Origin of the sequence: Spectribacter acetivorans (assembly GCF_031846305.1) — a bacterium.
GTDB lineage: Bacteria > Pseudomonadota > Gammaproteobacteria > Nevskiales > Salinisphaeraceae > Spectribacter > Spectribacter acetivorans.
The window spans coordinates 43071-61126 of record NZ_JAVRHY010000001.1; the positions used below are offsets into that span (position 1 = coordinate 43071).

The 18056-nt window shown below is 68.1% G+C and carries 17 protein-coding genes; 12 read left to right on the forward strand and 5 right to left on the reverse strand.

The genetic code is table 11. The annotated features are described in order from the left end of the window. Window positions 1–20: 20 nt before the first annotated feature. On the forward strand, window positions 21–863 hold the full coding sequence (locus tag RM531_RS00205) for a sulfotransferase (protein ID WP_311656386.1): 843 nt from the start codon (window positions 21–23) through the stop codon (window positions 861–863). On the opposite strand, the gene RM531_RS00210 is transcribed toward RM531_RS00205, so the two are convergent. Genes RM531_RS00210 through RM531_RS00220 form a run of 3 tightly spaced genes read right to left on the reverse strand, consistent with a single transcriptional unit; the run spans window position 848 to window position 3102 of the window. After that, window positions 848–1729, reverse strand: coding sequence for a carbon-nitrogen hydrolase (locus RM531_RS00210; protein ID WP_311656388.1), 882 nt, complete (start codon window positions 1727–1729; stop codon window positions 848–850). The genes RM531_RS00205 and RM531_RS00210 overlap by 16 nt on opposite strands. Beyond that, entirely contained in the window at window positions 1722–2756 is a 1035-nt protein-coding gene (locus RM531_RS00215; RefSeq protein ID WP_311656390.1) for an agmatine deiminase family protein, read from the reverse strand. The genes RM531_RS00210 and RM531_RS00215 overlap by 8 nt, the downstream gene beginning before the upstream one ends. A 7-nt stretch (window positions 2757–2763) precedes the next feature. Further along, window positions 2764–3102 (reverse strand): hypothetical protein, encoded by a 339-nt coding sequence (locus RM531_RS00220; protein ID WP_311656391.1) that lies wholly within the window; start codon window positions 3100–3102, stop codon window positions 2764–2766. A gap of 97 nt (window positions 3103–3199) precedes the next feature. Between RM531_RS00220 and RM531_RS00225 the strand changes: the two genes are divergently transcribed. The 9 genes from RM531_RS00225 to RM531_RS00265 are packed head-to-tail and all read left to right on the forward strand — an operon-like array spanning window position 3200 to window position 12451. Beyond that, window positions 3200–4450, forward strand: a complete 1251-nt coding sequence (locus RM531_RS00225) for a lipoprotein-releasing ABC transporter permease subunit (RefSeq protein ID WP_311656393.1) — start codon at window positions 3200–3202, stop codon at window positions 4448–4450. Further along, complete coding sequence (gene lolD / locus RM531_RS00230; protein ID WP_311656395.1) at window positions 4443–5132, forward strand: lipoprotein-releasing ABC transporter ATP-binding protein LolD; 690 nt, start codon at window positions 4443–4445, stop codon at window positions 5130–5132. Before RM531_RS00225 ends, lolD begins: the two co-directional genes overlap by 8 nt. Further along, on the forward strand, window positions 5090–7426 hold the full coding sequence (locus RM531_RS00235) for a DNA internalization-related competence protein ComEC/Rec2 (protein ID WP_311656397.1): 2337 nt from the start codon (window positions 5090–5092) through the stop codon (window positions 7424–7426). The genes lolD and RM531_RS00235 overlap by 43 nt, the downstream gene beginning before the upstream one ends. A 2-nt stretch (window positions 7427–7428) precedes the next feature. After that, window positions 7429–8037 (forward strand): MotA/TolQ/ExbB proton channel family protein, encoded by a 609-nt coding sequence (locus tag RM531_RS00240; protein ID WP_311656398.1) that lies wholly within the window; start codon window positions 7429–7431, stop codon window positions 8035–8037. After that, window positions 8034–8447, forward strand: a complete 414-nt coding sequence (locus RM531_RS00245; RefSeq protein WP_311656399.1) for an ExbD/TolR family protein — start codon at window positions 8034–8036, stop codon at window positions 8445–8447. Before RM531_RS00240 ends, RM531_RS00245 begins: the two co-directional genes overlap by 4 nt. Continuing rightward, on the forward strand, window positions 8444–10213 hold the full coding sequence (gene msbA / locus RM531_RS00250; RefSeq protein ID WP_311656400.1) for a lipid A export permease/ATP-binding protein MsbA: 1770 nt from the start codon (window positions 8444–8446) through the stop codon (window positions 10211–10213). Before RM531_RS00245 ends, msbA begins: the two co-directional genes overlap by 4 nt. Continuing rightward, window positions 10210–11184: a tetraacyldisaccharide 4'-kinase gene (lpxK, locus tag RM531_RS00255; protein ID WP_311656401.1), complete on the forward strand. Its 975-nt coding sequence runs from the start codon at window positions 10210–10212 to the stop codon at window positions 11182–11184. Before msbA ends, lpxK begins: the two co-directional genes overlap by 4 nt. After that, window positions 11181–11921: a 3-deoxy-manno-octulosonate cytidylyltransferase gene (gene kdsB / locus RM531_RS00260; protein WP_311656402.1), complete on the forward strand. Its 741-nt coding sequence runs from the start codon at window positions 11181–11183 to the stop codon at window positions 11919–11921. The genes lpxK and kdsB overlap by 4 nt, the downstream gene beginning before the upstream one ends. 56 nt (window positions 11922–11977) lie before the next feature. Further along, a complete protein-coding gene (locus RM531_RS00265) occupies window positions 11978–12451 on the forward strand; it encodes a low molecular weight protein-tyrosine-phosphatase (RefSeq protein WP_311656403.1) in 474 nt (157 codons plus the stop codon). Window positions 12452–12494: 43 nt separating this feature from the next. Here the strand turns inward: RM531_RS00265 and RM531_RS00270 are convergent, their stop codons facing one another. Beyond that, window positions 12495–15536, reverse strand: a complete 3042-nt coding sequence (locus tag RM531_RS00270) for an Rne/Rng family ribonuclease (protein WP_311656405.1) — start codon at window positions 15534–15536, stop codon at window positions 12495–12497. A gap of 371 nt (window positions 15537–15907) precedes the next feature. Between RM531_RS00270 and RM531_RS00275 the strand changes: the two genes are divergently transcribed. Both RM531_RS00275 and RM531_RS00280 read left to right on the forward strand, forming a co-directional pair. Next, entirely contained in the window at window positions 15908–16795 is an 888-nt protein-coding gene (locus RM531_RS00275) for an RluA family pseudouridine synthase (protein WP_311656407.1), read from the forward strand. Continuing rightward, window positions 16782–17474 (forward strand): HAD family hydrolase, encoded by a 693-nt coding sequence (locus tag RM531_RS00280; RefSeq protein ID WP_311656409.1) that lies wholly within the window; start codon window positions 16782–16784, stop codon window positions 17472–17474. Before RM531_RS00275 ends, RM531_RS00280 begins: the two co-directional genes overlap by 14 nt. Here RM531_RS00280 and RM531_RS00285 read toward each other — a convergent pair. Then, the gene (locus tag RM531_RS00285) at window positions 17438–18037 is read right to left on the reverse strand and encodes a Maf family protein (RefSeq protein ID WP_311656410.1); all 600 of its coding nucleotides are present in this window, start codon (window positions 18035–18037) and stop codon (window positions 17438–17440) included. The genes RM531_RS00280 and RM531_RS00285 overlap by 37 nt on opposite strands. Window positions 18038–18056 lie beyond the last annotated feature (19 nt).

Genomic DNA, 18056 nt, shown 5'->3' on the forward strand with positions numbered 1-18056 from the left:
CGACGGACAGGGAGTCCGCCGTGAAGATCGTCGTGATCATCGGGCACTGGAACAGCGGTTCGACGCTGCTGACCGAACTGCTGAGTCGGCATCCGGCGGCGCGTCCCGGTCGGGCGCGCCATCTGCCCAATCGCGAGGAACGCCATACCCGGCGGCTGTTGCGTCAGCTGGCCAGGCGGCGCGGGAGTTGCCGTCGCCACGAGTGGTGCTATTACAACCGCCCGCAGCTCGACGAGGCGGAACTGGCCTGGTTCCGTGCCCGGCTGCTGCGCCGCCTGCGGCCGGGCAACGGCGGATTCGCGCTGATCAAGAACCCGTGGCTGCTTTACGGCCACGATCTGCTCACCCATGCGCTGGCCGGCCATGATGTGCGTTACGTCTACATCACGCGGCGCGGCGCGAATCAGGTCACGTCGTGGAATGCTTGGTTCTCGGAAGCCCGGGGCCTGGCCGAGGCGCGCGCTAATCTGATGGCGCGGGCACGGCTGTGGGTGGACGGCGTGGAGACCTATCGGCATGACTGGGCCGAGCGCGATGACTGCCTGGCGGTGCGCTACGAGGATCTGTGCCGCGAGCCGCTTGCTGCGCTCGATCGACTGGCCGAGTTCGCGGCGCTAAGGCCGTCCGTCTGGCGCCCGGCATTGCCGCGGGAATTCACCATCAGCGATGCCAAGTGGCAGGCGCTGCCGGACTGCTTTCGGGAAGAGATTCTGGGGATCACGGCCATCGCCCAAAGCTGGCTGGATGAACATGTCGCGCCCATCGATGCCGTGAGTCACGCTGGCGAGTGGCCGCGGAAAGATCATCCGGCGGTCAATCGCCCGCGGGTGTCGCCGCCTCTGGTGCCTCAGCCGTCCCGGTAGCGCCGGGTCAGATCGTCATAGGCGTCGATCCGGCGATCCCGCAGGAACGGCCACATGCGGCGCAGCGATTCGGTGCGGCCTGTGGGCAGGTCCACGATCAGCGTCTCCGCACCGTCGCCGGCCTCGGCGAGCAGGCCGCCCTGTGGATCGACCGCGAAGCTGGCGCCCCAGAAGCGGATACGCGCGTCGCCGTCGCCCTCCACGCCGACCCGGTTGCTGGCAACCACTGGCAGGTGATTGGCCACTGCGTGACCGCGCTGGACGGTCTGCCAGGCGAGGTGCTGCCGCGCGCGTTCGTCCGCGTCGTCGCGGTCATCCCAGCCGATGGCGCTGGGATAGATCAGCACCTCGGCCCCGGCCATCGCCATCAGCCGCGCGGCTTCCGGGTACCACTGGTCCCAGCAAACCAGCACGCCCAGGCGGCCGACGCTGGTATTGATGGGCTCGAAGCCGAGATCGCCCGGGGTGAAATAGAACTTCTCGTAGAAGGCGGGATCGTCCGGGATGTGCATCTTGCGGTAGCGGCCGGCCAGCCGGCCGTCACGGTCGAGCACCACGGCGGTGTTGTGGAACAGCCCCGGGGCACGGCGCTCGAACAGCGAACCCACCACCACAATGCCGTTGTCGCGGGCGGCAGTGGCCAGTCGTTCGGTGGTGGGTCCGGGAATCGGCTCCGCCAAGTCGAACTGGGCGGGATCCTCGACACGACAGAAGTAGGGATGGTTGTGCAATTCCGGCAGCACCACGAGCTGCGCGCCCGCCGCGGCGGCGCGCTCGATGCCGGCAATCGAGGCGGCCAGATTCACCTCGGCGTCGGGCAGGCAGGCGTGCTGGACGATACCGGTGCGCAGGATGGCTTCAGTCATGGTCGGGGGCCGCGGGTAGCTGCATGGCAGCGCAGTGAATGCCGCCATTTTGCCGGATCAGCGCCCGGCAATCGACGGGGATGATGCGTCGGTCCGGCAGGGCCGCGGCCAGCACCGCCCGGGCCACGGCATCGGCCGGGTCATCGAAGGCCGGCATCAGCACGCAACCGTTGGCAATCAGGAAGTTGGCGTAGCCGGCAGGCAGCCGATGGCCATCGTCGGGGTCGTGAATCGGCGCCGGCAGCGGCAGCTCATGTAATACGTAGGGCTGGCCCGAGCTATCGCGCAGCGTGGCCAGTTCATCGGCCATGGTTTGCAGGGGCTGGTAGTGGTCGTCGCGGGAATCGTCGCAACCCTGATACACGATGCCGTTGCCGGGGACGAAGCGGGCCAGGGTGTCGACATGCCCATCGGTGTCGTCGCCGATCAGTTCGCCGTGATCCAGCCAGTGAACGCGGTCCACGCCGAAGCAGTCGGCAAACAGCGCCTCGAAGGTCGCCTGATAGCTGCCGGGATTGCGGTTCTCACCGAGCAGGCAGCGGCGGGTGGTAAGCAGAGCGCCGCGGCCGTCCACTTCCAGGCTGCCGCCTTCCAGTACCAGCGTTTCGGCCTGATAGCTGACATCCCCGAGCCATCCGTCGGCCGCCAGTCGACGGGTGGCCTCGTCGTCGCGCCGGGCGGGGAACTTGCCGCCCCATCCGTCAAAACGGAAGTCCAGCGCGGTACGGCGGCTGTCACGGAACGTGGTGAGCGGGCCGTAATCCCGGATCCAGATGTCGTCCACGGGACAATCGATAAGGCTGATCGCGGGGTTGGCAGCAAGGTCGCGCCGTTGCTCGATGTCATGGCGCGCCTCCGGGTCGGGGGCCAGCAGCAGCACGGGCTGGCAGGTCGCCAGGGCGGAGGTCATCCGGGCATGCACGTCGCGCGCGTCAGCCAGACCATCGCCCCAGTCGCCGTCGGCACGCGGCCAGACGAGCAGGGTGGCGGCCTGCGGCGCCCATTCCGGCGGCAGGTAACCGGTCACGCGCGAATCAGCGCCCGCTGGCGAGTTCGTCGCGGTGGCGGATGGTGGGGAAATCCCCCGGGATCACCGCATGCAGCACCCGGTCGTGTTCGAAGAACACCCGGAAATCGGCATAGTCCCAGCGGGTGATCGGCGGGTCGCCCACCGCCGGATGTCGACGTGCCGGCGCGCCGAAGCGCTCACGCACCGTCTGCATGGAGACGCCGCGACCCGGCAACGTCGGCGGCTGCGCGTTGTCAGAGCCACCGGGTACCGCGACCACGGTGCCGGTGGTGGTTGACGCGGGCGGCTGGGCAACCGCCCACGGCGCGGTCGCCAGGCCGCCTACACCGATCAGTAACAACACGAGAATTCGCATCACCTCATGAATATACCACTGCGGTTCGCGCCCGGGGCGGCCCGCGCCTGCGGCGATGGCGTCACCTGTGCTTAAATGCGCGGCCATGTTGCGTCCCCTCGAACTGCACCTCGGTCTCCGGTACACCCGGGCCAAGCGGCGGAACCATTTCATCTCCTTCATATCGGCCATTTCCATGGGCGGTATAGCGCTGGCCGTGCTGCTTCTGATCACGGTGCTGTCGGTGATGAACGGTTTCGAAACCGAACTGCGCGACCGCATTCTGGGCATGGCATCGCATGTGACGGTCAGCGGCAGCGACGGGGTGATCGAGGACTGGCCCACGGTGGCCGATCAGGTCCGCGGGCAAGGTGACGGTATTGCCGGCGTGGCGCCGTTCGTCAGCGGCGAGGGGATGCTGCGTTCCGGCCGTGATATGAGCGGCACGCTGATCCGCGGTGTGCTCCCCGAAGAGGAAACCGCCGTCTCGGAAGTCAGCACCCACATGACGGCGGGATCGCTGGCGGCGCTGAAGGCCGGCGAGTACGGCATCGTGCTGGGCGCCGAACTGGCGCGCATGCTGGGTGTGGGCATGGACGACACCGTGGACCTGATGATTCCCCAGGCCACCACCACGCCGGCGGGTATCGTGCCCCGGTTCCGGCGTTTCACGGTGGTGGGGATGTTCGAGGTCGGCATGTACGAATACGACCGCGGCATGGTGATGATCCACATGCGCGATGCCGCCCGGCTCTACCGCATGGGCGACGGGGCCACCGGCGTGCGCCTGAAGCTGGACGACATGTTCGATGCCCCGCGGGTCAGCGACCGGTTGCAGGGCCGGCTGCCGCCGGGGCTGCGGATTTCCGACTGGACGCGCCAGCACGCCAGCTTCTTCCACGCCATCGCCACCGAGAAGACGGTGATGTTCATCATCCTGTCGCTGATCATCGCGGTGGCGGCATTCAACATCGTGTCGATGCTGGTAATGCTGGTCACCGACAAGCAGGGCGACATCGCCATTCTGCGCACCCTCGGGCTGAGCCCGCGCTCGGTGATGGCGATCTTCGTGATCCAGGGCAGCCTGATCGGCGTGATCGGCACGGTGATCGGGGTGTTCCTCGGGGTCTTGCTGTCGCTGAATATCGAGAACATCGTGCCCCTGATCGAGCGTCTGCTCAGCACCGACTTATTGTCCGCGGATGTTTATTACATCAGTCAGTTGCGCGGTGAACTTCATCTCGAGGATGTGATTCAGGTATCGATACTGACGCTGGTGCTGAGTTTCCTGTCCACACTCTATCCGGCCTGGCGTGCGGCCCGGGTGCAGCCGGCGGAGGCACTGCGTTATGAGTGATGACGTCGCGGTCGCCTGCACAGGTCTGGGCAAGGTTTTCGATGAGGTCCAGGCCCCGATTCGGGTGCTGGATAACGTGTCGCTGGAGGTGGCGCGCGGCCAGTGCGTGGCGATCGTGGGAGCGTCCGGCTCGGGCAAGAGCACGCTGCTGCATCTGCTCGGCGGGCTGGATCAGCCCACCGAAGGGCGGGTACAGGTGGGCGGCCACGACATGACCGCGCTGTCGGATGCCGAGCGCGGTCGGCTGCGCAATCGGCAGTTGGGCTTCATCTACCAGTTTCATCATTTGCTGCCCGAATTCACCGCGGTGGAAAACGTGGCCATGCCGCTGCTGGTGCGGCGCGAACCCGCGGCGCAGGCCTATGCCGCGGCCGAGCAGGTGCTGGACCGGGTGGGGCTGGGCAAGCGACTAACCCACAAGCCGTCGGAGCTTTCGGGCGGTGAACGGCAACGCGCCGCCGTGGCGCGGGCCCTGGTCACCCGGCCCGCCTGCATTCTGGCGGACGAACCGACCGGCAACCTCGACCACCGCACGGCGGTGGTAGTGTTCGAGCAGATGCTCGAACTCAACCGCGAACTCGGGACCAGTCTGGTCATGGCCACCCATGACCGTAGTCTTGCGGGCCGTACGGACCGGATATGGGCGCTGGAGGACGGCAGGCTGGGTCCGCCCGAGGACTGACCGGCGCCCGCGACGTCCGCCTGCTGGCGCTGGCCTTTCTGGCTGGTGTGCTGGCTGTCCACCAACTGGCCACGCTGCCGCCTCTGTGGCTGCCGGCAATGCTGTTGTTGCCGGGCCTGGTCCGCTGGCCCGGCCACGCCATCTGGCTGGCGGCGGTGCTGGGTGCGGGCTGGACCATCATTGACGCCGACAAGCGCCTGACGGCCCGGCTACCGGTGGCCGCGGAGGGCGAGACCCGAACCCTGACCGGCCGCGTCGCATCGCTGCCCGAACGCGATGCCATCCGCACGCGCTTCGTACTCGAATCCGACGCCGATCCCGCCCGTGCCCGCCTGGCCTGGTACGGCGAGCATCCGCCATTGCGGGCGGGCGACTGCTGGCGGGTCACGGCCCGGCTGTCGGTGCCCCAGGGGTCGGCCAATCCGGGCAGTTTCGATTACGAGGCCTGGCTGTGGCGGCAGCATCTGCATGCCACCGGTTATGTGGATTCGGCACGGCGCTGTGACGCCGACGCGCCGTGGTCGGTCAACCGCTGGCGCCAGGCGGCCAGCGAGCAGCTGGCGGCGGCGCTGGATGCAGGTATCGGCGCAGCGCTGATCCGGGGGCTCACCCTGGGGGATCGCTCGGCCTTGACGGACGCGGACTGGCAGGTATTACGCCGCACTGGTACCAGCCATCTGATGGCCATTTCCGGGCTACATATCGGGTTGCTGGCGACGCTGGTGTTTCTGGCGTTGCGCGGGGTTTTGCCCTGGCTGCCGCCGGCAGGCATGAATCCGCCGGTGCTGACCCTGGCGGCGCTCGGCAGCGGGCTGGCGGCCCTGGGTTATGCCGCCTTCGCCGGTTTCGCGCTGCCCACCCAGCGGGCGCTGCTGATGGTGGCGGTGGTGCTGGTCGCACTGGTACTGCGGCGCCCGGTGCTGCCGTCCCGGGTGCTGGCCCTGGCCGGTCTGGCGGTTCTAATCCGCGACCCGGCAGCGGTGCTGGCGCCCGGTTTCTGGCTGTCGTTCGCGGCGGTGGCCTGGATTCTCTACCTGTTGCGTGGACGGCTCGGAAGCGGCGGCTGGCGTCGCTGGCTGTGGTGGCAGCCGGCGCTGGTGCTGGCGCTAACGCCCCTGACGTTGTTCTGGTTCGGCCAGGCGTCGATTGTGGCGCCGCTGGCCAATGCGATCCTGATTCCGGCGTTCGGGGTGGTGGTGCCGGCAGTCCTGGGTGCAGCCGCTCTGACGCTAGTCTGGCCCGGGGTGGGGGCGCCGCTGCTGCGTCTGGTCGAGGGGGCGCTGGCAACCGGCTGGCAGGGTCTGGCGTGGTTGGCCGAGCTGCCGGTAGCACAGGTTTCGCTGGCGCCGCCGTCGGCCTGGGCGCTGTTGGTGGCAGTGGCCGGACTGGCATTGTGGCTGGCGCCACGCGGTATCCCTGCCCGGTGGCTCGGGGTCATCGGGCTGCTGCCACTGCTGGCGGCGCCGCCAACTCCGGCGCCCGGCGCGTTCGGCCTGACCGTACTGGATGTGGGGCAGGGGTTGTCCGCGGTGGTGCGAACCGCCGACCATACGCTGCTGTTCGATGCCGGGCCGCGTTATCGGTCCGGGTTCGATACCGGCCGGGCACTGGTGCTTCCGTATCTGAAATCGCGAGGTATTGGCCGGCTGGACCGCGTGGTGATCAGCCACGGGGATATCGATCATCGTGGCGGGTGGCCGGCGATCCGGTCGGCGATGCCGGTGGGACAGGCGTTGGGGGCGGCGACGGATCGTCCCTGTCTGGCGGGGCAGAGCTGGCGCTGGGACGGCGTCGACTTCAGGATGCTGCATCCGGCGACGCCGGGCGGCGAGGATAACGACGGCTCCTGCGTGCTGCGGATTTCGGGGGCCGGCGGGTCCGTGTTGCTGACCGGCGATATCGAGGCCTCGTCGGAGCAGGCGCTGCTGGATCGTGAAGCCGAGGGGCTGGCGGCCGATATCCTGGTTGTGCCCCATCACGGCAGTAACAGCTCCTCCACCGGCGCTTTCGTGCAGGCGGCCGCGCCGGCATTCGCGGTGGTGCCGGCCGGCTGGCGCAATCGGTGGGGATTTCCGGACCCGGCGGTGGTGGCGCGCTATCGGCAGGCCGATGCCCGGGTGCTGCATACGGGCCGGGTGGGGGCGGTGCGATTCGATTTGCGGCCGGGCGAAGCGGTGGATGTCAGCCGCTGGCGTCTCCGCTATCGGCGGTTCTGGCATCGCCCGGTATGCGGCTCGGCTGGTCGCGCCGGGTCCGGGTCACTATCATGCGTGCAACCGGAAGAGGGACGATAACGATGTGGGAACTGGTGGTCGCCGGGGGGTGGGTGATGCTGCCCCTGCTGCTGTGCTCGATCGGCGCGCTGGCAATCGGGCTGGAGCGGGCCTGGGCGCTGCGCGTGTCGCTGGTGCTACCGGCCCGCATCGATCAGCGGCTGGATTCGCTGGCCGCCCGGCCACTCAGCGCCGGCGAACTGAAATCCCTGCACGAGGACAGCCCGCTGGGGCGCATTCTGGCGGCCGGCCTGGCCGTGCGTGGTGACGACCCGCGCGTCATCCGGGAACGCATCGAGGAGGCCGGCCGCGAGGTCGTGCACGAGCTGGAGCGCTATCTCAACACCCTGGGCACGATTGCCGCGATTGCGCCGCTGCTGGGGCTACTGGGGACGGTGATCGGCATGATCAAGGTATTCGCGGCCATCACCGCGGCCGGGGTGGGGGATGCCCAGCCGCTAGCCGGGGGCATTTCGGAGGCGTTGCTGACCACCGCCGCCGGCCTGTGCGTGGCAATTCCCGCGCTGGTGCTCTACCGGACCCTGCGCGGCCGGGTCGATGACCTGGTGATGCGCATGGAAACCCGCGCGATCCGCCTGGCGGACCGTCTCGGCGCGCCGGCCCCCGCGTGAAGCTCGCCCGCCGCCGGCTGGAAGAGCCCCAGATCGGGCTGACGCCGCTGATCGACGTGGTGTTCCTGTTGCTGATCTTCTTCATGGTGACCACCACATTCGTCGAGGACGCCGGCCTGACCCTGCAACTGCCTATTGCCGGGGCGCAGCCGGTCGAAAGTGACAGGTTGCCGGAAGTGGTGGTGGACGCCGGCGGCAATCCCCATGTCGACGGCCATCGCCTGGCCAGCCGCGAGGCCCTGACCGCGGCGCTTGCGGACATGGCGGATCGGTCGCAGGCGCTGCGGGTGCGGGCCGATGCCCGGGCCAGCCATCAAAGCGTGGTGACCGTGATGGACGCGGCTGCGGCAGCCGGTTTCGGCCGCATTGACATCGCCACCCAGCCGCAGCCATCGGACGACGCGTCATGAGCGGGACACCGAAAATCGAAACCCGGTATCTCACCAGCGAGGTCTACCCACGCCTGCTGCGCTACAGCCTGCGCTACTGGCACTGGCTGATACTGGCGGGTGTGGGCATGGCGCTGTTCGCGGCGGCCGATACCGCCCTGATCTACATCCTCAAGCCGTTGCTCGACGGCAGCATCGTGGATCGGGATCCATTCCTGATCCGCTGGATGCCGGTATTCCTGTTGTTGCTGTTCCTGGCGCGGGGAACGGCCGGATTCTTTGCCCGCTATGGCATGGAATGGGTGGCCAATCAGGTGATCTACCTGATGCGGGCCGATGTGTTCGACCAGTTCCTGCGGCTGCCGGTGGCCTACTTCGACGTCAACGCCTCCGGCAAGATGACTGCCAAGCTGACCTACTACACGGCGCAGATTCGGCAGGCCTCGACCAGCGCCATCACCATCGTGGTGCAGGATTCGCTGCGGGTGGTGGGATTCATCGGACTGATGTTCTATCTGAACTGGATGCTGGCACTGCTGACGCTGACGGTGGGGCCCGCGATCATGGGCATCATGCGGCTGGTCAGTCACCGCTTCCGGCGCTACAGCATGCGCATCCAGTCCTCGATGGGTGATCTCACCCACATCAGCGAGGAAGTGCTGACCGGCCAGCGGGTGGTCAAGGTGTTCGGCGGCGAGGAGTACGAGCGCGAGCACTTCGCCGAGGCCAACGAACGCAACCGGCGCATGTCCATGCGCATGGCTACCACCCAGGCAGCCAGCGTGCCGGTGATCCAGCTGATTGCCGCCATCGCCGTATCCCTGGTGGTGTGGTTCGCCATCAACGAACGCGGCGGCGGCGTGATGTCGCCGGGGGATCTGGCAGCCTTCTTTGGCGCCATGATGGCGCTGATGGGACCGATCAAGCGCCTGACCAACGTCAATGCGGTGATCCAGCAGGGCGTGGCGGCGGCCGGGGCGATCTTCGAACTGCTCGACGAGAGCGGCGAGGACAGCGGCGGGGAACGCCCGCTGGCCGAACGGGCCCGGGGCGATCTTGACATGACGTCGGTGTGGTTCCGTTATCCCGGCACCCGGCGCGACGTGCTGCGGGACATCGACCTGACGGTGGGCGCGGGGCAGACGGTAGCCTTCGTCGGGCGCTCTGGTAGCGGCAAGAGCACGCTGCTGTCGCTGTTGCCGCGTTTCTACGACCCGACCCAGGGCGTGATCCGACTCGACGGCGTGCCGCTGCAGGAATACCGGCGCCGCGATCTGCGCGACCAGGTCAGCCTGGTCGACCAGAACGTGGTGCTGTTCAACGACACCGTGGCCCGCAACATCGCCTATGGATCGCTGGCCGAGCATGACCGCGAGGATGTGATTTCGGCCGCGCGCCGGGCCCATGCGGCGGAATTCATCGAGGGCCTGCCCGACGGTTACGACACCGAGGTGGGGCAGAACGGTATCATGCTGTCCGGCGGTCAGCGCCAGCGTCTGGCTATTGCCCGCGCGCTGCTCAAGGACGCGCCGGTGCTGATCCTCGACGAAGCCACCTCGTCGCTGGACACCGAGTCGGAACGCGCTATCCAGCAGGGCCTGGAGGCGCTGATGGCCAATCGCACAACACTGGTGATCGCGCACCGGCTGTCAACCATCCGCGATGCCGATCTGATCGTGGTGATGCACGACGGGGCGATCGTCGAACGGGGCAGGCACGATGACCTGATGGCCCGCGACGGCCATTACCGGATGCTGCACGACATGCAGTTCCGTGACGAGTCGTGATCCGGGTCGCCATCGAGCGGGCCTGGTACGCCGGTCGGGGCTGGACCGCATTGCTGCTGCCGCTGGCCTGGCTTTATGGCGCGGTGGTCGCGATCCGGCGGGTCGCCTACGCGCGCGGCTGGCTGGCATCGCGGCATCCCGGTGTGCCGGTTCTGATCGTGGGCAACATCACCGTCGGTGGTACCGGCAAGACCCCGCTGGTGGCCGAGCTGGCGGCCCGGGCACGCGCCCGGGGACGCCGGCCGGGCATCGTGACACGGGGGTACGGTGGCCGCGCCGGTGAGCGGCCGCAGCGCGTTACCGCCGGCGCCGACGTCCGCGTGGTCGGCGACGAACCTTTGCTGCTTGCGCGCCGTGCGGCCTGCCCGGTGATGGTGTCACCGGACCGGGTTGCCGCCGCCGAGGCGCTGGTCTCGGAGGCCGGGGTGGACTGCATTCTCAGCGATGACGGCCTCCAGCACTACCGCTTGCGCCGGGATGCCGAAGTCGTGGTTCGCGATGGCGCCCGTGGCGACGGTAATGGCTGGCTGCTGCCCGCGGGGCCTCTGCGGGAACCGGTGCGGCGAATGCGGCTGACGGACCTGTCATTGACCCAGGGGCCGGCGGGTGACTTCCGCCTGTGCCCCGGTGCGTGGCGGCGGGTGGATGGCGTCGACCAGCAACGGCCGTTCGCATCGCTGGCGGGCCAGCGGGCCCACGCAGTGGCGGGCATCGGCGATCCCGCGCGGTTCTTCGCCATGCTCACGGCGGCCGGGATCGAGGTGCTGCCGCATCCGTTTGCCGACCACCATGCACTCCAACCGGCCGAACTGGCCTTCGAGGATGATCTGCCGGTACTGATGACGGAAAAGGATGCGGTCAAATGCGCAGCCTTTGCCGCGCCGGACTGGTGGTATGTGCCGGTAACGGCAACGTTCACCGCGGAGGCTGAAATGGCCGTTGATGCCTTGCTGGATCGGTGGCTGGCATGAACTTTCGCGTGGTCATTCCCGCTCGCTACGCCTCCACCCGATTGCCGGGCAAGGTGCTGCTGCCGATCGCCGGGCGGCCGATGCTGGCCCATGTGATCGACCGGGCCCGGGAGTCCGGCGCCAAAGATATCTGGGTGGCTACCGATGACGCCCGGGTGCATGCGGCGGCCGAGGTCGCGGGCGCCCGCGCGGCGATGACCTCGGCGGATCATGCCGCGGGCAGTGATCGCCTCGCCGAGCTGGCCGCCCGACTCGAATGGCCCGACGACGCCATCGTCGTCAATCTGCAGGGCGACGAGCCGCTGATGCCGGGTCCGCTGATTGCCCAGGTGGCGTCGGCGCTGGCGGACGCGCCGGATGCCGACATCGCCACCGCCTGCGTGCCCATCCATGATGCCGCTGAGTTCCAGAATCCGAACGTGGTCAAGGTGGTTCGCGACCAGGCGGGACGGGCGCTCTACTTCAGCCGTGCGCCGATTCCGCACCGCCGCGACTCGGCCGATGGGCCGCCACCGGCATTCCGCCATCTGGGAATCTACGCCTATCGCGTGGGCGCCCTGGCACGGTTCGCGGCCGCGCCAGCCGGTGATCTGGAGCGATGCGAATCGCTCGAGCAACTGCGGGCACTGGCGATGGGCATGCGGTTGCTGGTGGTCGAGGCCGAGCAGACGCCGGGGCCGGGCGTGGATACCGCCGAGGACCTTGCGCGCGTGGTTGCTCGCCTACAACCGGACTGAAACCGGTCCGTTGTAAACTGCGGCCCGTGATTTCTGCCGGACGCCGGATTGCGTTGATGCGAGTTCTTTTTGTCTGCATGGGAAATATCTGCCGATCACCCACTGCCGAGGGCGTGGCGCGGGCGATTCGCGCCCGCCGGGGGCTGGTCGAGCAGGTGGACATCGATTCCGCGGGGACCCACGGGTATCACGTCGGCGCCTCACCGGATTCGCGGTCCACGGCCACCGCCAAGCGTCACGGCGTTGATCTGGCCGGGTTGCGGTCACGGCAGGTGGAAGCCGCGGATCTCGACCGGTTCGATCTGGTGCTGGCGATGGATAATGCCAACCTCGAGGACCTGCTGGCGCTGAAGGTCCGCCACGGCGGCCCGGCGGAAATCCACCGCCTGCTGGACTATGCGGGCGGCGGGGAAGTCCCCGACCCGTATTTCGGCGCAGGTGACGGCTTCGAACGGGTCTTCGATGCGGTGCAACGCGGTTGCGAGGCGCTGTTCGACGATATCGAGGCGCGCCTGCGGCCCGCCGACTGAGTCGGACCGCCCGGGTGGGCGGTCCGCTCGTCTTTGCGAACGATCAGCGGGTGGAGCTGTCGGCCGGCTCCGGCTTTTCGGCGGCATCGTTGCCGTCGGCCAGCGCATCGGGCCGGGTTTCGACCTGCTTCAGCGCCGGTTCCCGCTGGCTTTCGGCCGCCGGCTTGTCGTCTGCGGCAGTTTCCGCATCGGTCTTTGCCGTTTCCGCGTCGCGCTTCTGGTTATCGCTGCCCTTGTCGGCTGCGGGAGCATCCACTTGCTCGTCCGCGGAAGGCTTGACGGATGCTGTCTCGGCGGCCGGCTTAGCGGCGTCACCCTCGTCACGCCCGGCGCCCGTCTCGGCCGGGGTGGCGTCGTCTGACGTCGAGGTCGCCTTGCTGGTGGCTGCGTCCGCCGGCATATCCTCGGCGGTCGCTTCCGTCGCCGCAGCGTCCTTGTCGGGAGACTTGCGGCGGTTGCGGGTACCGCCCCGCGGGCGGCGCGTGCGTCCGCGGGGCTTGGTGTCGCCGCCGGACTCGTCGCCGTCGCTGGCGGACTGGTCGGCCTTGTCACCATCCGCTTTTTCGGGGGTGGTGCTCGCCGCGTCATTCAGCGGCTCGCCGCTGTTATCGTCGCCGTTGGATACGCGATCCGGGCGCTTCTGGTCGCGGCTGTCGTCCGCGCTCGTCTCATTCGGCACGTCGGCGGTCTGGTTGCCGGTAGCGCTGGCGTCGTTGCTGTCCGCGGGTGACGTGGTTGCCGGCGTTTCGCTCTGGTTGGCGTCGTCGCGGCGACGGTCGCCATCATTGTGCTGGCGAGTATCGTTGCCGCTGGCGGCGGTATTCGTTGCCCCATCGGCGGCCTGATCGGCGTTATTGCTGTCGCTGGCGTTATCGCCGGTACTGGCGTTGTTGCTACCAGCCTCGCCGTTGCCGCTACCGCGACCCCGGCCACCCCGACGGCGACGGCCGCCGCGACGGCCACGACGACTGCGGCTGCGGGTTTCCTCGCCTTCCTCGGGCTTGTTGCCGCGGGCCTGACGGCGATCATTGTTGTCGTTCTTGTTGCTGTCACCCGTGTTGTTGTTGTCCTGGGCGGCATTATCCTTGGCAGGAGTGTTCTGGCGCTTGTTGTCGTCGGCCTTGGGCGCATCGCCGCTCTCGGGCTTGCTTGCGGTGCCCGGCTTGCGGCCGCTGCCACTGCCGCGCGGCTTGTTGTCGCCACGTCGGTTCTGCTGGCCACGGCGATCGTTGCCGCTGCGGTCGCGGCCGCCATCGCTGGCACCACGGCGGGACGGCTGCCGCCTGTTGTCGCGGCTGTCGCCGCGGCCGCGCGACGAGGCAGCGCTGGTCTTGCCGCTCGTGCGGGATTTGTTATCGCCCTTGGACGGTTCGCCATTGCCACTGAACAGGCTTTTCAGGGCGGTCACGAAACGTTGCCAGAGGCCGGGACCGGTCGGTTTGGCGACCGGCTTCGGCGCCGCACCGGCCGGCGCCGCGGCGCGAACGAGGCGCTTGACCGCCGGTTCGGCGCGCGGCGCGGCAACCTTGTCCCGGGTCATGCGTTCGCTGGCCGGCTCGGCCGGGGTTTCGGTCTCGAGCTTGTAGCTGCGGGCGTCGTTGCCGTCCTCGGCCAGCTGGTCGGCGCGGACACGGCGAATTTCGTGGTGCGGCGTTTCCAGATCGGCATTGGGCACCACGGTCACCTCGACGCCGGTGCGTTTCTCGATGTCCGCAATGTCGCCGCGCTTTTCGTTGAGCAGGAAGCTGGCCACCGAGACGGGCGTATGGGTCATGACGCGGCCGGTGCCGCCCTTCATGGCCTCTTCCTCGACCAGACGCAGGATCGACAGCGCCAGGGATTCGACGCTGCGGATGTTGCCCTGGCCGGAACAGCGCGGGCAGGGCAGGGTGCTGTACTCACCCAGCGAGGGGCGCAGGCGCTGGCGCGACATTTCCAGTAGGCCGAACCGGGAGATGCGGCCGAACTGGACCCGTGCACGATCTTCCGTGGCTGCTTCGCGCAGGCGGCGCTCGACCTCGCGCTGATTCTTATTGGCGTCCATGTCGATGAAGTCGATCACCAGCAGGCCACCCAGGTCGCGCAGCCGCAGCTGACGGGCGATTTCATCCGCCGCTTCGCAGTTGGTATGCAGCGCGGTTTCCTCGATCCCGGCGCCGCCGGTGGAGCGGGCCGAGTTGATATCGATGCTGGTCAGCGCTTCGGTGTGGTCGATGATCAGCGCGCCGCCGGAGGGCAGCCGCACTTCCCGCTGGAAGGCGGATTCGATCTGGGATTCCACCTGGAAGCGGGAAAACAGCGGCGTTTCGTCGCTGTAGAGCTTGAGCTTGGGCAGCGCCTGGGGCATGACCTGCTCCATGAACTCGCGCCCGCTCTCGTAGATTTCCGGCTGATCGACGATCACCTCGCCGATGTCGTCGCGCAGGTAATCGCGCAGTGCCCGGATGATGACGTTGGATTCCTGGTAGATCAGGAATGGCGCCTTTTTTTCCTCGGCAGCCTTGCCGATGGCTTCCCACAACTGCGCCAGGTAGTCCAGGTCCCACTGCAGTTCCTCGGGGGACCGGCCAACGCCGGCGGTGCGCACGATCACGCCCATGCCGCTGGGCAGTTCCAGTTCCGAAAGGGCCTCGCGCAGGTCGGTGCGGTCGTCGCCGGCAATGCGGCGGGACACGCCCCCGGCGCGCGGGTTGTTGGGCATCAAGACCAGGTAGCGGCCGGCCAGGCTGACGAAGGTGGTTAGCGCAGCGCCCTTGTTGCCGCGTTCCTCCTTCTCGACCTGGACGATGAGCTCCTGCCCCTCGCTGAGCACCTGCTTGATGTCGACCCGGCCGCTGCCGGGGTCGTTCTTGAAGTAGCCCCGGGCCACTTCCTTCAGCGGGAGAAAGCCGTGACGGTCGCCGCCGTAATCGACAAAGGCGGCCTCCAGGCTGGGCTCGACGCGGGTGATGCGGCCCTTGTAGACGTTGGCCTTGCGCTGTTCGCGCGAGCCTACTTCAATATCAAGGTCACGAAGTTGCTGGCCATCCACGATGGCCACGCGCAGCTCTTCGGGCTGCGTGGCGTTGATCAGAATACGTTTCATGAAAGCGGATCTCGGTCGGCGCTCGACCCCGAGTCGGATAATCGGCCGCCCGGCCGACCACGATGCCCTCGGGGGCGGCGGCCAGGCGTTTTGGTGCACAGGGGGAGCGCATGAAAATTACGTTCGTTGTCTTTCGTTTGAGCACGAGACGCGACTGAGTCAGCAGCGCGCCATGCTAATCTTGCGGGACTGCGGCGCCAGTGCGCGGCAGCGGCGCTTGATCGAATCACGGTCACCTGGCCGAACCTCTTCACGGCAGCCGTTGGCGGCGTGCCAGCGGCGCGAGGCAGGGCGGTTGACCGGGGGAGTGTAATCTGCAAGCGACAACCCCTCAAGTACGACATGCTCGGGTCGATTCCGAAGACGCCGGCATGCGGCTCGACAACTTCCTGATGCGCAGCCTGCGCGACGTGCCCCGATCGCATATCTACCGCATCATTCGCAGCGGCGAGGTGCGGGTCAATCGCGGCCGGGCCAAGCCCGCCACCCGCTTGAATGACGGCGATGACGTGCGCATTCCGCCGGTTCGCGTGCCGGAGCGAAGCGACCCCGGACGCCCGCCGGACCGGCTGATGCAGGCCGCGGTCGCGTCGATCGCCGAGGAAACCGAGGATCTGTTGCTCCTCAACAAGCCGGCGGGCCTGAGCGTGCATGCCGGCACCGGCATCCGCTTCGGCCTGGTGGAGTTGCTGCGCACCGCCCGCGACGAACCGCGGCTGGAGCTGATTCACCGTCTCGACCGGGATACCAGCGGCTGCCTGTTGCTGGCCCGGAACCGGCGGGCACTCAACGACTGGCGGGCCGCCTGGCGCGACCATGCCGTCGACAAGGCCTATCTGGCCCTGTTGACCGGGGTCTGGCGGGGCGGCGAGCGAGTCGTGGATGCGCCGCTGGTGCGGGACCGGGAGCAGGGCGGCGAACGCATGAGCGCGGTTGATGCGGCCGGCCGCAGTGCCCACAGCCGGTTCGTGCCGCAGCAGCACTTCGCCGATGCCACGCTGGCAGCCGTATACATCCGCACCGGCCGCACCCATCAGATCCGGGTACATGGGGCCCACATCGGGCATCCGGTGGCCGGCGACGACAAGTACGGCGATCGGCCCGCCAACCGGGTCCTGCGCGCGGCCGGGCTACCGCGGCTTTGTCTGCATGCCTGGCAATTGCAGCGGCCGGATACCGGTCATGCATGGACGCTATCGCCGCCCGAGGATCTGGCCGTCTTCCTTCAGCAATTGAGTGCCCGCGATGACGCCTCCTGAACTCATCATTTTCGATTGGGACGGCACGGTCATGGATTCGGCCGCCGAAATCGTGATGTCAATGCAGCGGGCGATTCAGGACATCGGCCTGCCCGAACGCGATGCCGACCGGATGCGGGAACTGATCGGGTTGGGATTGAACGATGTGCTGGCGCGCCTGTTTCCTGAGATGGAGGTCGACCGGGTCAAGGCATTGCTGACCGCTTACCGCCGGCGATACACCGCGCCTGGCGGAGAGTCGCGGCCGTTTGCCGGTGCCGAGGCGGCGATTGCCGACCTGCATGGCCGTGGCCACTGGTTGGCGGTAGCCACCGGCAAGAGCCGCCGCGGACTGGATCGCAACTTCCGGGAGACCGGCCTCGGGCAGTATTTCCGCTTTTCCCGCTGTGCCGACGAAACCACGCCCAAGCCGGCGCCCGACATGCTCGAGGACATTCTGCTGCAATCCGCCACCATGCCGGATGCGGCGCTGATGGTGGGTGATACCGAATACGACATGCGCATGGCGCGCGATGCCGGGGTCGCCGCGGTCGGGGTGGCCTGCGGCGTACACGACACGGACCGGCTGATGACGGCCGGCGCGCTGGCGGTGATTCCCGATGTGGCGGCGCTGCCGGCGTGGCTGACAGCGCGTGCCGATGGTCAGGCGATGGCGGTCGGGTCCGCACCGGGTGAGTAGCCCGCCGCCCGCAGCATGCGGCAGAGCGTGATCAGCGGCAGGCCGATCAGCGCGGTGGGGTCGTCACTGCGAATATGCTCCACCAGGCTGATGCCCAGGCCCTCGGCCTTGATGCTGCCGGCGGTGGCCGTCACCGCTTCCAGGTCGACGTAGCGGGTGATTTCCGCGTCATCCAGGGCGCGGAAACGGGTTTCCACATTGATCACGGCAGTCTGCGGTGTGGTATCGGGTGCCAGCAGGCAGAGCCCGGTGCGGAAGATCACGGTCCGGCCCGCCTGCTGGCGGAGCTGGGCAATCGCCTGTTCGCGGCTGCCGGGCTTGCCGAGTACCAGGCCGTCCAGGTCCGCTACCTGATCGGAACCGATTACCGCCGCACCGGGACGTCGCGTGTACACGGTCTCCGCCTTCTCCCGCGCCAGCCGTGCCACCAGGTCGGTGGGTGCCTCGTCCGGCTGTGCGGTTTCGTCGATATCTGCCGGCTCCACCGAGAACGTCAGCCGTAGCCGGGCCAGCAGTTCGCGGCGGAACGGAGAAGCGGATGCCAGGATCAGCGGCGCCGTCATATCGGTGTCGGGAGCAGTG